The organism is Duncaniella sp. B8 (genome assembly GCF_005304985.1).
Taxonomy (GTDB): Bacteria; Bacteroidota; Bacteroidia; order Bacteroidales; family Muribaculaceae; genus Duncaniella; species Duncaniella muris.
The window spans coordinates 1,501,054-1,515,453 of sequence record NZ_CP040121.1 but is presented as its reverse complement, the minus strand read 5'-3'; the positions used below and the strand labels follow the sequence as shown (position 1 = coordinate 1,515,453).

At 52.0% G+C, this 14,400-nt stretch carries 9 protein-coding genes; all 9 read left to right on the top strand.

Annotated elements, in window-relative coordinates; all coding sequences use genetic code 11:
- Positions 1–11 precede the first annotated feature (11 nt).
- The 9 genes from FDZ78_RS06650 to nifJ all read left to right on the top strand — a co-directional run bounded on the left by FDZ78_RS06650 (position 12) and on the right by nifJ (position 14,248).
- On the top strand, positions 12–1,568 hold the full coding sequence (locus FDZ78_RS06650) for a RagB/SusD family nutrient uptake outer membrane protein (RefSeq protein WP_107032068.1): 1,557 nt from the start codon (positions 12–14) through the stop codon (positions 1,566–1,568).
- Positions 1,569–1,587: 19 nt separating this feature from the next.
- Positions 1,588–2,460 carry a DUF4843 domain-containing protein gene (locus tag FDZ78_RS06645; RefSeq protein ID WP_160630470.1) on the top strand — a complete coding sequence of 291 codons (873 nt, stop codon included), beginning with the start codon at positions 1,588–1,590 and terminating at the stop codon, positions 2,458–2,460.
- Positions 2,461–2,490: 30 nt separating this feature from the next.
- Positions 2,491–4,074, top strand: a complete 1,584-nt coding sequence (locus tag FDZ78_RS06640; protein ID WP_136408269.1) for a PKD-like family lipoprotein — start codon at positions 2,491–2,493, stop codon at positions 4,072–4,074.
- A 221-nt stretch (positions 4,075–4,295) separates the two neighbouring features.
- Positions 4,296–5,381, top strand: a complete 1,086-nt coding sequence (locus tag FDZ78_RS06635; protein ID WP_123398446.1) for a thioredoxin fold domain-containing protein — start codon at positions 4,296–4,298, stop codon at positions 5,379–5,381.
- Between the two features lie 81 nt (positions 5,382–5,462).
- Positions 5,463–6,392 (top strand): serine protease, encoded by a 930-nt coding sequence (locus FDZ78_RS06630; RefSeq protein WP_168181960.1) that lies wholly within the window; start codon positions 5,463–5,465, stop codon positions 6,390–6,392.
- Between the two features lie 14 nt (positions 6,393–6,406).
- Positions 6,407–7,297, top strand: coding sequence for a GLPGLI family protein (locus FDZ78_RS06625; RefSeq protein WP_168190007.1), 891 nt, complete (start codon positions 6,407–6,409; stop codon positions 7,295–7,297).
- A gap of 253 nt (positions 7,298–7,550) precedes the next feature.
- Positions 7,551–9,395 (top strand): long-chain fatty acid--CoA ligase, encoded by a 1,845-nt coding sequence (locus FDZ78_RS06620; RefSeq protein WP_240740358.1) that lies wholly within the window; start codon positions 7,551–7,553, stop codon positions 9,393–9,395.
- 77 nt (positions 9,396–9,472) lie between these two features.
- Entirely contained in the window at positions 9,473–10,483 is a 1,011-nt protein-coding gene (locus tag FDZ78_RS06615; RefSeq protein ID WP_136408266.1) for an aspartate-semialdehyde dehydrogenase, read from the top strand.
- A 201-nt stretch (positions 10,484–10,684) separates the two neighbouring features.
- Positions 10,685–14,248 carry a pyruvate:ferredoxin (flavodoxin) oxidoreductase gene (gene nifJ / locus FDZ78_RS06610; protein WP_136408265.1) on the top strand — a complete coding sequence of 1,188 codons (3,564 nt, stop codon included), beginning with the start codon at positions 10,685–10,687 and terminating at the stop codon, positions 14,246–14,248.
- Positions 14,249–14,400 lie beyond the last annotated feature (152 nt).

Sequence of the window (14,400 nt, the reverse complement as noted above, 5' to 3'; positions counted from 1 at the left end):
CAGACATTATTATGAAAACTATAAATAAAGTAAAATCAATACTCGCCGCCTCGCTTCTTGCCGTCAGCGTCACCTCATGTGCCGACTGGCTTGAAGTGAAGATGGAAGACAAGGTCATGGAGAACACCCTGTTTTCCGATTACCGTGGTTATATGACGGCTCTCAACGGTGTCTATCTCAGCATGAACGATGTCTATTCACGCAATCTCATGACTGGCCCGATTGACGTGATGGCCCAATATTACAATGTGACCGAAAACAAAAACCACTCGCTGAAGCTCTATGCCACATATGCCTACAGCGATGTGGAACTTGAAAAAACATTTGCCACAATATGGGCCAACATGTACACGCTGCTCGCCAATCTCAACGTGGTTATCGAGCACACCGCTGGCTCTAATCCGCTGACTGAGTCGCAGCTGGGCATAATCCGAGGAGAATCACTGGCCCTTCGTGCCTTCTTCCACTTTGATCTTCTGCGTCTGTTCGGTCCGATCTACACCGAAAACCCGACCATGCGGACTATCCCTTATCAGAATTCATCATCGCGTGAAATCCAGCCCTTGCTTCCTGCCAATGAAGTCATGGAAAAGATTCTGGCAGATCTTGCCGAGGCCGAGACACTCCTGAGTCAGTATGACCCGGTCATCACTGACGGTGTGCGCAACGAAGTTACAGAAGACAACGGTGTCTATGCCTATGACTATTCTTTCCGTCAGTTGCGCATGAACTACTATGCTGTCAAACTTCTGCAGGCCCGCGCATATCTCTGGATGGGTGACAAGGCCACAGCCTACCGTATCGCCACTGAAGAAATTCTTGACAAGGTCACAACAGACAAGCTTGTGATTTTCCCCTGGGCTACAAAAGAGCAGGTAGAAGCAGCCGGAAAGCCGGACTGCCTATTCTCGACCGAAGTTATCTTCTCGCTTTACAACACCAAGCGTTCTGAAATTCAAAGCTTATATTTCAGCTCTGCTCTTCGCGCTCTTTCAAGCCGTCTGACATTCTTCGGCAACTCTCTTACCGGAGATGAATCAAAGGTCGGCACGTTCTATGACGATGACAATGACCTCCGTGTGAAAATGTGGAAACTCGTCGAGCCGCTCCAGTCGGAAATTGAAGAAGCCGAGTCAAATGGAGAAGAAGCCAAAAGCACCCTGGCTCTGACAAAATATGAATCCTTTACAAAAGACGCTGTACTTGACGGAAGTGAAACCTATCGCTACATGATGCCGCTCATGCGTCTGAGCGAGGTCTATCTGATTGCAGCCGAGTGTACTAATGACCGCTCAGAGGCATTCCGTCTGATTAACACCATCCGTCACCACCGTCTGTGTGAGGAAGCAGATGAAAATAGTACAGATTTAGCCAAGCTTCTGACCTACGAGATGGCCCGCGAGGTGATTGGAGAAGGACAGCTCTTCTTCTTCTACAAGCGCCGTGGCGAAGAACAGATAATCTCCGGTACCAGCGCAGACGGTACTACTTCAATGATCAAGACAAACTATGTTGTTCCTATCCCACAGGAAGAGCTTGACGAACGTGCAACTGAAACCAATAAGTAAAAAACAGTCAGAACAAATCATGAAAAAAATCATATATCTTATATGCGCCCTGGTGTCCCTTCCGCTCGCCTATAGCTGTAAGGAGCATGAAATAGCGTTTTATGACGGTGTCGATGCCATTTTCTTTGACCAGCAGTATGGAGTATCGTATTACGACTCCCTGAGACAGGCTCACAAGAATTACTCTTACATACCTTTCGGAGTGATGGACGAGAGAGATTCCCTGTTGAGAATCAAGATAGAGGTGGCCGGACATATCCGCGACTATGACCGCCCGTTCGGAATCGAAGTTGTGGCTGACAGCACAACGGCTGTGGCAGGTGAAGATTATGAACTTGCTTCTAATGAGGCCGTTATTCTTGCAGGTCAGAACAGCACCCATATATCACTTATGACACACCGCACACCCAGATCTGAGGAAGGAACAATCCAGCTGCAGCTCCGGCTGATACCCGGCGAGCACTTCTCTCTGCCTTTTGGTTCGAATGGTATTGGGAACATGCCTCTGCGCGATGAAAATACGGAAACTCAGCCTATGAGCACAAACGCTGACCCCGCCATCCACAACATTTTTATAAATTGTAATCTCCGCAAACCCCAGGGCTGGAACGATGACAAGTTCGGTATATATTCAGAGACAAAATACAAGCTTATTCTGGAAATTTCTGAAGAAATCTTCGGATGGACTGTCTCAGATTTTGATAAAGATCCCAATAGTGTCATGAAGACTACCCGCTCTGTGCGAATAGCCAACTATGTTTCGAAATATCTGCTTGAGCAATACAAAAAGGGACGCGAGCACTGGGTCATTGACGAAGACGGATCCATGATGTGGGTTTTAGGCTGTTCATGGGCAAGCGGCACAATGCCTGACAATATGACTGAGATCTAAACATTGTAGAATCAAAGAAAAATCGGATTAATGAAGAAATATATATTTCCCCTTCTGGCGCTCGGACTGATGACGGCCTGTGTAGAAGACGAGGGCAATTACAACTATAAGCATCTCAACGTCATCGAGATCGAGGGCATAGAGGAATCATATGCACCCCTTGCCTATATGGACAATGTGAAAATCAGTCCGGTGCTTTCCGGCTCGCTTGCCGGAACGGATCTGAGCAACTACGAATATCAGTGGCATTTCTGCATAAACACCCATGCTTCACATGTGGTGATCAGTAACGAGAAGGATCTTGACTGGCATGCTGATATAGCGCCCGGAGTCTATTCGCTCTATTTCACCGTCAAAGACCGTACGACAGGGCTTGAAAAGCAGCAGAGAACCACCTTGAATGTCGGTTCACCTTTCCTTCGCGGTTTCCTTGTGCTCGGTGACGATATGGAGACTGGCCAAGTGCGTCTTGACATGCTCTGCATGCCTCAGGAGCGCGACACAGCATATGCCGAAAGCGTAATCACGGACCCGATAGGACTTGTCGGTGCCAGAGAGATGGTTTTCAGCGGTTATGGTTCGGCCAATGAAGATGACCAGTTCCTTTGGCTGCTTTCCGACCACTATGCCCACAGACTTACATTTGGCGAGACCCTATCATATATTGATGAATTCAATGAATCCGGCTTGGTCGAGCTTGAAATTCCGCATCAGACTCCGATGCAGGTGCGCGATGTCTTTCCTCGTCAGGGCACCAAAAACGCTATCAACGGAACCACGCAGAACCGTGCCAGAACTTACAGAGGTCTGATACTTGATGATGCCGTAGTGTTCTGTAACGTAAGTTCTGGAGGCTATGGAGGTGCCATCAACCGTTACAGCGCCGTGTCAAATAACTATTTCAAGCCCTATCCGAAGGCGTTTATCCAGCCTACCATCCCGTTTAACAATTCAAATCTGCTTAATGCGCTGGTGTATGACACCGACAATCAGTGCTTTGCACGAATGCTGGGCGCTTATTCCACATATATGGAGAAGATTACCGATTACTATCCCGGCGGTACATGGAATCTTGAAATCGGACAAGACAACAGGACTATGGTTTATGGTGAAAACGGCCTGAATCTTTACAACGGTGATAATCCTGTCTATATTCTCGCCAAAGACAACGATGCAGACAACTACTACGTTATGTATTTCTCAGGCCATTACAGCTACCTGACACGCCGCTACTATCCGACAAAGTCACCGCTCTATGCCGTGGATAAGGCTGTGGCTGTCGACATAGACAAGGCATCGCACTACATGTTCTCCTCAAACCGTCTGGTCTTGCTCTACTCGGTTGGCAACCGCCTCTATCAGTATGACTACACCCGCGGCACATGCATCAGCCATGAGTTTGACGGAGACATCACCTATCTTGAATCCGATTATTCGTCAAAGTGCTCGATCAAGGAGTACTTCTTGGCCACCTATAATGACGCCACCGGCAAGGGCATGATCTACAAGATGGAAGTGCCTGATATCGCCAATGCCGGCTTCAGCTTCCTTGATGGTCAGCAGTGGGAAACTACACTGAAAGTCAAGGATATCGAATGGAAATGGCCTAACTAAAGGGCTCTGTATCCGATTGAAGTCAATCATAGAGCCGCGTGCGGACAAGACCCTGATGTCAGGCCCTCACGCGGCTTTTCATATCCTTTCCGGACCCCGGCTCCGGAATGGCTCTGCCAGAAATACAGATTTTTTTTGACGGTTGATGTAACGATCCGCAGACTCGGCCGTCTTATATTCAGAAAACAAGATTAACCTTAACACCTACACTAACAACAATTATGAAGAAATTTATCATTGCCTCTCTGCTTATAGGCGCTTCAGCCCTGGTGGCTCCCGCTCAGACAGAGTTCCGTCATGTCTCTTTTGAAGAAGCTCTTGCAGCGGCAAAGAAAGAAAATAAACTCGTGTTCGTTGACTTCTTCACCACTTGGTGCGGTCCTTGCAAGATGATGTCAAACAAAGTCTTCCCACAGAAGGAGGTAGGCGATTTCATGAACGCCAAATTCATCCCCCTCAAGCTTGATGCCGAAAAAGAAGGAGCCGCGCTTGCCAAGCAGTATGGCGTGAAAGCTTATCCCACTTACGTAGTGATGGACGGTGACGGCAAGGAAGTGGCCAAGTTCTCAGGCTATATGGACGGTCCCAAATTCATTGAGAAAGTCACAGCCAACCTTGACCCCGAACAGTCGCCCGAACGCATCCGCGCCCGCTTTGAAGCCGGCGAACGCACCCCGAAGGTTGTCAACAGCTACGCCATGCAGCTCATGGAACAGCGCAAGGAAGACGAAGGTTTCAAGGTGATTGACGACTACTTCGCATCGCTCTCGGAAGCTGACCGTCTCAAAGCCGAGAATGAATTCATCTTCACTGTCTATACCATTGATCTTGACAATGACCGTGCCCGCTTCATGATCTCTCACAAAAACAAATTCACAGGTGAGACAGCCAGCAAGATCAACACCGTGCTTGCAAGCCTCTACGGACGCAAACTCAGTTCATATTTCTCTGGCTACATGTATCGTGAAGGCGGCTACAAGGCCGAAGAGTTCGCCCAGCTCAAAAAAGAGATAGCCGATCTCGGATTTGACAAAGACAATGACAACCACGTCATCTATGAGTTTGTGGAAAACCGCGCCTCGATGAACGATGCCGACTATCTTGCCTTCTGCGAATCCAACTTCAGCCGTCTGAGCGCTCGTTCCAAAGATATTCTGGCTATCAACGTGCCCCGTCTCTTCGATGAAAAGGACGCCACAATGAAACTCCAGCTCTCAAAATTCCTCCGTGCCCACGTCGGCGAACTCGGAGCTGTAGCCATCCAGGTTGTAGGCCGCTCGCTCAACAGCATGGAGTCTGGCGACTGATCTTCTTCCGGAGCATGATCTACCACGATTATGTCGCAAAATGAATTCAAAATAGAATCCCGAACATATCAAACAGAACAGATGAACAAGAAACTGTTTACTCTGCCTTTGTCACTTATAGCTGTGGTGCTCGCTCTTCTGGGTGTGGCACCACAGGCTTATGCTGACCATGACGCACTTTTCCAGGACTATCCTGCCAAAGTCGAGGCAGCTACCGCTCTGGCGCGTGAATACATGAAGACCCATCCCGGCCAGGGATCAGACTCCTTGCGCCACAATGTCATAGCCGGACTGAGCGATGGCCGCGTGGCCTCATCGCGAGTGCTGACACCGACCCGTAAGCGCAAGCTTTCGGCCCGTGAGGTCTTTGAGCTCTGCCGCCCAAGCTCGCTTGTGGTCTGCCGCTTCGAGCATAACAACGCCTATGCTCTTGACTCGGCCTACAGCAATGCCTCGGCTGTAGCTCTCACTTCTGACGGAATCTGTGCCACAAACTATCATGTGGTAGCCGACCTGGTGCTGAGCGGAGCCCTCGGTCATGAAGTCAAAAACGACCTGATGCGCTTCCTGATGGACCATGAAGGCAACATCTATCCCTTCCGTCAGGTGCTCCATGTCGATCCGATAAACGATATGGCCATCATCAGAGTCGACACCAACGGCCGCAAACTCACACCGGCCTCCATCGGCACAGATGTCCCGCAGGGCACTACTGTCTACTGCCTGTCGCACCCCTCCGGAGCCTACTATCATTTCACCGACGGAATGGTGTCTAACTGCACCCGCAGCACCAACAAGCGCACCGGCCGTGACAAGTATATCCTTGAAATCACCTCCGACTATGGTGTCGGAGCCAGCGGAGGCCCGATTTTCGATGACTGCGGAAACCTCGTGGCGCTCGTCAGCTCCACATTCTCCCTCTATGCCCAGCCGCAGCAGTATCGCAATTTTCAGATGGCATACAAGCAGACTGTGCCCGTCTTTCTGATCAGAGAATGTTTCACAGATTAATCCCCGGCACGATAATGAAGAAAGAACTACTTGCAATAGCCGTCGCCCTCATGCTGGGACTCGGCGTGAACGCCCAGGAACAGAAAAAGCAGCCAGATGCCGGAGCGCAGCAGGCCAATGAGATGGTCAACAAAATGAAAGAAGAGGCTGCCGCCTACTATGCCGGAGCCGATACAGCCGACTACGGCGTGCGCTACCGCCTGCGCTATCTCTGCAACAAAAAGAAAAACATCCGTTTCGAAGAAGACCGCGTAGTGCTCATAAGCCCTGATGTGACTCTTGACATGAGCTATCAGGGAATAGGGGAGACCCGCTGGCGCATGGCCAATCCGAAAGGACAGGGCGGCGACAGAAGCCTCGCCTATCATCTGACACCCAATTTCTATTTCTACTATCCCTCGTCAGGCCGCATGGTCCGCACCTACCGCATAATCACCGAAGAATTTCTTCTTGACGATGCCAGGTGCGAGAACAACTGGAAGATAACAGATGAAGAAAAGAAAATCGGTGAATACAACTGCCGCAAGGCAACTCTTGACCGCGGCGGACGCCGTTGGACCGCATGGTTCACCACCGATCTGCCACACAGGGGAGCACCACAGACATTCACCGGACTGCCCGGCGTGGTGCTTGAAGTCGCCGATGCCGACCGCGAAGTCTGCTGGATGTTCAACGGCCTTGTCAACAGCATCCCCGACAGCAAGCTCTATATAAAGATGCCCGAAAAATTCGCTCAGGCCACTCCTGAAGAATTCCGGAAAATACTGCGTGTATTCTCGCTTTCTGACAACAGTTATGTGCAGCAGTCAGGTGTGATGAGCAAGAACTCAAGCCATTATCCCGAAAAATATACCCCCTCGACAGGAATCGATGCCTGCGAGATCGACAATCCCATCGAGCGCTGATAAACAGGCATATAATGGATGCGATGCACATTGCAGATGTGGCTCGGCTCCATTATATGCCTTATTTTGTGAAGATTAGCCAAAGATGAATTAAGATATGTTAACCAGCATGTGCAATTTCTGAGGAAATGTTAACAAAAAGAAACTTTTTTGCATCCCAAAGGCCTGTGGCGCAAAAAATGTGGCTAACTTTGCCCCCTCATAAATAGCTGCATATAAATATATGTGTATGCAGCCTCCAAAATCCGCGCTGATGAATTTGAAATCCAAGATTGCCGCATCTGACGTATTGAAAGCAAATATACTGACTGATCTGCCTGAACGTCAGGCAGAACGCTTCGGCGATAAAGCCGCTCTTGCAGCCCCTGACCACGAAAACCGCTGGCGTGACATCTCATGGCGACGCTATGCCGCCGATGTGCGCACTGCCTCCCTTGCGCTTGCCGCTCTCGGAGTCCGCGAGTCCGATAATGTGGCCACCTTTTCCGCCAACCGTCCGGAGAATCTGGTGACCGACTTTGCATGTTTCCGCAACCGTGCCGTCTCTGTCTCGATCTATGCTACCAGTTCGCTCGAACAGCTCGTCTATATAATCAACGACGCTCGCTGTGAGCTGCTCTTTGTCGGCAACACGACCCAATACCGCATAGCCCGCGAGGCGCAGGCCCTCTGTCAGTCACTCAAACGCATTGTGGCGCTCAAAACCATCGAACTTGATCAGAATGACAGCACCTCGATGCTTTGGACTGACTTCATGAAGCTCGGAGAGACAGCCACGGAAGAGATAGCGGCCACAGTCGACAGCCGCGCAGCCGCGGCCGTCCCTGATGACATAGCCACTCTGGTCTACACCTCCGGCACCACCGGCGAGCCCAAAGGAGCCATCCTCACCCACGGCAACTACGATGCCGCAATGGAGGCCCATTGGCAGCGCATCACTATGGTTGACGAAAATGACACCTCAATGGCCTTCCTCCCCTTAAGCCACATTTTCGAAAAAGGCTGGACCTACTTCTGTCTTACCAAAGGAATCAAGGTATCGGTCAACCGTAATCCGCAGGAGATCCAGGCCACTATCCAGCAGGTGCGGCCCACCTGCATGTGTTCGGTGCCCCGCTTCTGGGAGAAAGTCTACACCGCCGTCCACGAGAAGATCGCATCAATGAATCCGCTCATGCGCATGGTGGTCCGTCAGGCTCTCAGAGTGGGCCGTCGGCGCAATCTGAAATACGCCCGTATCGGGCGTAAGGCTCCCTGGTGGCTCGAAACACGCTATCGCTTCTTTGAGGCCCGTGTGTTCCGCCTCCTGCGTGAAGCCATCGGCATTGACCACGGCAACATCTTCCCTACGGCCGGAGCTCCAGTCTCGACAAAAGTAGTTGAATTCTTTCACGCCTGCGGCATCAATATAGTGGTAGGCTACGGACTTTCTGAAACCACAGCCACCGTGTGCTGCTTCCCGCAGACAGGGTGGGAGATAGGTTCTGTCGGCACCCCCATACCTCTGGTGAATGTGCGCATCGGTGAAAACGACGAGGTCCTTGTCAAAAGCCCGATGGTCATGCGCGGTTACTACAACAAACCCAAGGAAACAGCCGAGGCATTCACCGCCGACGGCTGGTTCCGCACCGGCGATGCCGGCTATATCGACGATCACGGCGCCCTCTTCCTCACCGACCGTCTTAAAGACCTCTTCAAGACCTCTAACGGCAAATATATCGCGCCCCAGGCCATAGAGACACTTCTGTGTGAAGACCGTTACATTGACCAGGTGGCAGTCATAGGCGACCGCCGCAAATTCGTCTCCGCTCTCATTGTTCCTGATTTCGAGGTGCTTAAAGACTTTGCGGCAAAAGAGAAAATAGCTTATGACTCTATGGAACAGCTTGTGGCCGATCCGAAAGTCAGAAGCCTCTACACCAACCGCCTTGAAATCCTTCAGCAGCGCCTTGCCTCATATGAGAAAGTCAAGCGCTTCAATCTTTTGCCCAAGGAGTTCTCGATGGAGAAAGGCGAGCTGACCAACACTCTGAAAATACGCCGCGCGGCCGTCAACCGCCTCTACGCATCAGTCATCGACAGCATGTATGAAGACTGACCGGCAGAGCAATCCGGAATAAACTGAAAAATAAATCAACAAGTCACATATTATTTTTTCATACAATCTTCTAAAGCATGAAAGTAGCAATTGTTGGCGTCAGTGGCGCCGTAGGTCAGGAGTTTCTCAGGGTCCTTGACGAACAGAACTTCCCGATTGACGAGCTTCTGCTCTTCGGATCGGAACGCAGTGCGGGTAACACCTATGAATTCCGTGGCGAGAAACACACTGTGAAACTCCTCCAGCACAACGATGACTTCCAGGGTGTTGATTTCGCATTCGTATCGGCCGGAGCCGGTGTCTCGCGCGAATTCGCCGAGACCATCACCAAGCACGGTGCGATCATGATTGACAACTCAAGCGCATTCCGCATGGACGCCGACGTGCCCCTGGTAGTACCCGAAGTCAACGGCGAAGATGCCTTCAACACACCTCGCGGCATCATCGCCAACCCCAACTGCACCACAGCCATCATGGTAGTGGCCCTCAAGCCACTCAATGACATCTCGCCAATCAAGCGCGTCCATGTCGCCACCTATCAGGCAGCAAGCGGTGCCGGCGCCGTGGCTATGGCAGAGCTCGAAAAGCAGTATGCCGAACTCGCCGAAGGCAAAGAGCCCACAGTCGAGAAATTCGCCTATCAGCTTGCCTACAACCTCATTCCCCACATCGACGTGTTCCTTGACAACGACTATACCAAGGAAGAGATGAAGATGTATAACGAAACCAAGAAGATCATGCACGCTCCTGAGCTTGAAGTCAGCGCCACCTGCATCCGTGTCCCGGTGATGCGCGCCCACAGCGAAGCTGTCTGGGTAGAGACCGAGCAGCCCATCAGCGTCGAGCAGGCCCGCAAAGCCTTTGAACAGGCTGAAGGTCTGGTGGTTATCGACGAACCAGCAGCCAAGAAATATCCGATGCCTCTTGATGCCGCAGGCCATGATCCCGTCTATGCCGGCCGTCTGCGCAAAGACATTGCCAACCCCAACGGACTCACCTTTTGGCTGGTCGGCGACCAGATCAAGAAAGGCGCAGCGCTCAACGCCGTACAGATCGCACAGTACATGCTCGCACACCCCCGCGGCTGATACATTTTTTGACACATCTGTCTGAAACTCACTGATATTTTTCCTCCTTCCTATTTGTGAGGGAGGAAAAATTTTTGTATTTTTGCCGGACGAATCATCCATAAGCAAAACGGTATGACACCTCTCCTCCGCTTCAGGATGACAATGTCTGATACCAAAACTTATTATAATTATCTCTATTTAAATAGATTACATACCACTATGAGTAAAGAAAAAAAATTCTTGACCTGTGATGGTAACCAGGCTGCCGCTCACGTGAGCTACATGTTCTCGGAAGTTGCCGCCATCTACCCCATCACTCCCTCGTCAACGATGGCTGAATACGTGGACGAATGGGCTGCCGCCGGTCGCAAAAACATCTTTGGCGAAACCGTGCTGGTACAGGAAATGCAGTCTGAAGGCGGTGCCGCCGGAGCCGTTCACGGTTCTCTTCAGGCCGGTGCCCTCACCACAACCTACACTGCCTCTCAGGGCCTTCTCCTGATGATCCCCAACATGTACAAGATCGCCGGTGAACTTCTTCCCTGCGTGTTCCATGTTTCGGCCCGTACACTCGCTTCTCACGCACTCTCGATTTTCGGTGACCATCAGGACGTGATGTCCTGCCGTCAGACAGGCTTCGCAATGCTCGCCGAAGGTTCTGTTCAGGAGGTCATGGATCTCGCAGGTGTGGCCCACCTCGCAACCATCAAGAGCCGCGTGCCCTTCATCAACTTCTTCGACGGTTTCCGTACTTCTCACGAAATCCAGAAGATCGAAGAGATGGATCAGAACGATCTCGCTCCTCTGGTTGACCAGCAGGCTCTCGCTGAATTCCGTTCACGCGCCCTCAACCCCGAAAAGCCCATCGCACGCGGCATGGCTGAAAACGGCGACGTTTTCTTCCAGCACCGTGAGGCTTGCAACGAATACTACGACCGCGTTCCTGAAATCGTTGAGGAATACATGAAGGAAATCACCCGTATCACCGGTCGTGAATACGGTCTCTTCAACTACTACGGCGATCCCGAAGCCGAACGCGTAATCATCGCTATGGGTTCTGTTACCCAGGCCGCTCAGGAAGCCATCGATCACCTCCGTGCAAACGGCGAAAAGGTAGGTCTCGTTTCCGTTCACCTCTATCGTCCCTTCTCTGCAAAGCACTTCCTCGCAGCTGTCCCCAAGACTGCAAAGCGTATCGCCGTGCTTGACCGCACCAAGGAACCCGGAGCAAACGGCGAGCCCCTCTATCTCGACGTCAAGGACTGCTTCTACGGCCAGGCCGATGCCCCCGTTATCGTCGGTGGCCGCTACGGTCTCGCTTCAAAGGACACCACTCCCGCACAGATCCTCGCTGTGTTTGAAAACCTCGCCCTCCCCACTCCCAAGAACCACTTCACAGTGGGTATCGTGGATGACGTTACCTTCACTTCACTTCCCCAGAAGGAAGAGATCGCTCTCGGCGGCGAAGGTACTTTCGAAGCCAAATTCTACGGCCTCGGTGCTGACGGTACTGTAGGTGCCAACAAGAACTCCGTGAAGATCATCGGTGACAACACCAACAAATACTGCCAGGCATACTTTGCATATGACTCAAAGAAGTCAGGCGGTTTCACCTGCTCACACCTCCGTTTCGGCGACGATCCCATCCGTTCTACCTACCTGGTGACCACTCCTAACTTCGTGGCATGTCACGTGCAGGCTTACCTCCACATGTATGACGTTACCCGCGGTCTCCGCAAGGGCGGCACATTCCTCCTCAACACCATCTGGGAAGGCGAGGAACTTGCCAAGAACCTCCCCAACAAGATCAAGAAATACTTCGCTGACAACGACATCACTGTCTACTACATCAACGCAACCAAGATCGCTCAGGAAATCGGCCTCGGCAACCGTACCAACACCATACTCCAGAGCGCATTCTTCCGCATCACCGAAGTGATCCCCGTTGATCTCGCTGTAGAACAGATGAAGAAATTCATCGTCAAGAGCTACGGCAAGAAAGGTCAGGACGTTGTCGACAAGAACTACGCAGCCGTTGACCGCGGTGGCGAATACAAGCAGCTCCCCGTCGACAAGGCCTGGAGCAGCCTCGCTGAAGAAGCAGCCGCTGCAAACAACGATCCCGAATTCATCAACAAGATCGTTCGCCCCATCAACGCCCAGGACGGCGACCTCCTCAAGGTCAGCGACTTCGTAGGCCGCGAAGACGGCACCTGGGAACAGGGCACTGCCGCTTACGAAAAGCGTGGCGTAGCAGCCTTCGTCCCCGAATGGCTCGAAGAAAACTGTATCCAGTGTAACAAGTGTGCTTTCGTCTGCCCCCACGCCGCTATCCGTCCATTCGTCCTTGACGAAAAGGAAATGGCAGCAGCTCCCTTCGGCGACGACAACACCATCCCCGCAATCGGCAAGCAGTTCACCGGTATGCGCTTCATCCAGAGCGTCGACGTTCTCGACTGTCTCGGCTGCGGCAACTGTGTGCTCGTCTGCCCCGGCAAGAAGGGCGTGAAGGCTCTCGAAATGAAGCCTCTCGAAACCCAGCTCGAAGTTCAGAACGAATGGGACTTCTGCGTTAAGGAAGTAGCTTCCAAGCAGGATCTCGTTGACATCAAGAGCAACGTCAAGAACTCTCAGTTCGCAACTCCGCTCTTCGAATTCTCCGGCGCTTGCTCAGGCTGCGGTGAGACTCCCTACGTGAAACTCATCTCTCAGCTCTACGGCGACCACGAAATCGTAGCCAACGCCACCGGCTGTTCTTCAATCTACTCAGGCTCTGTTCCCTCGACTCCCTACACCACCAACGCCAAGGGTCAGGGTGTGGCATGGGCCAACTCACTCTTCGAAGACTTCGCTGAATTCGGTCTCGGTATGTCTCTCGCCCACGAGAAACTCCAGGCCCGCATCGCAGGTCTCATGCAGCAGGCTCTCGAATGCCCCTCTTGCAGCGCCGAAATCAAGGAACTCGCAGGCAAATGGCTCGAAAACCGCACCGACTTCACCGTTACTTCGGAAGTTGCCGAAAAGATCGTTCCTCTCTGCGAAGCCTGTGGCTGCGACGTATGCAAAGGCATCCTCGCCAACAAGGAACACATCGCCAAGCGCTCACAGTGGATCATCGCCGGTGACGGCGCCGCTTATGACATCGGCTTCGGCGGTCTCGACCACGTGCTCGCAAGCAACAAGAACGTCAACGTCCTCGTGCTCGACACCGAGGTTTACTCAAACACCGGCGGTCAGTCTTCAAAAGCAACCCCCATCGGTGCTATCGCCAAGTTCGCCGCTGCCGGCAAGCGCATCCGTAAAAAAGACCTCGGCCTCATCGCCTCTACCTATGGTTACGTATATGTGGCACAGGTGGCTATGGGCGCCGACAACGCTCAGACCCTCAAGGCCCTCCGCGAGGCTGAAGCTTATGACGGTCCCTCACTGGTAATCGCCTACTCACCCTGTATCAACCACGGCATCCGCGCCGGTATGGGCCACGCCCAGGAAGAACAGGCCAAGGCTGTTGAATGCGGTTACTGGCACCTCTGGCGCTACAACCCCGCACTCGAAGAAGAAGGCAAGAACCCCTTCTCTCTCGACTCCAAGGAGCCGCAGTGGGATAAGTTCGAAGACTTCCTCAAGGGTGAGGTGCGCTACGCTTCCGTAATGAAGCAGTATCCTGCAGAAGCTGCCGAACTCTTCGCAGCTGCCAAGGAAAACGCTCAGTGGCGCTACAACAACTACCGTCGCCTCGCTCAGCAGCAGTGGGGTGTTGAACCCGCTCCCGAAGTGAAATAATCTTTCACTCTGAGATAAAAACTGACGCCTCCCTGAAGCATCCGTGAAGTGATGCCTCAGGGAGGCTTTTTTATGTAAAAAACGTTGTTATTAACTAAAATTAACTATTGGGGGGGGTAATTTATTAAATAGTGTCTACCTTTGCAAACAAA

Excerpts from the sequence above, each read along its gene's own strand:
- nifJ (WP_136408265.1), top strand. The coding sequence starts at position 10,685 with ATGAGTAAAGAAAAAAAATTCTTGACCTGTGATGGTAACCAGGCTGCC.
- FDZ78_RS06615 (WP_136408266.1), top strand. The coding sequence starts at position 9,473 with ATGAAAGTAGCAATTGTTGGCGTCAGTGGCGCCGTAGGTCAGGAGTTT.
- FDZ78_RS06620 (WP_240740358.1), top strand. The coding sequence starts at position 7,551 with ATGAATTTGAAATCCAAGATTGCCGCATCTGACGTATTGAAAGCAAAT.
- FDZ78_RS06625 (WP_168190007.1), top strand. The coding sequence starts at position 6,407 with ATGAAGAAAGAACTACTTGCAATAGCCGTCGCCCTCATGCTGGGACTC.
- FDZ78_RS06650 (WP_107032068.1), top strand. The coding sequence starts at position 12 with ATGAAAACTATAAATAAAGTAAAATCAATACTCGCCGCCTCGCTTCTT.
- FDZ78_RS06635 (WP_123398446.1), top strand. The coding sequence starts at position 4,296 with ATGAAGAAATTTATCATTGCCTCTCTGCTTATAGGCGCTTCAGCCCTG.
- FDZ78_RS06630 (WP_168181960.1), top strand. The coding sequence starts at position 5,463 with ATGAACAAGAAACTGTTTACTCTGCCTTTGTCACTTATAGCTGTGGTG.
- FDZ78_RS06640 (WP_136408269.1), top strand. The coding sequence starts at position 2,491 with ATGAAGAAATATATATTTCCCCTTCTGGCGCTCGGACTGATGACGGCC.
- FDZ78_RS06645 (WP_160630470.1), top strand. The coding sequence starts at position 1,588 with ATGAAAAAAATCATATATCTTATATGCGCCCTGGTGTCCCTTCCGCTC.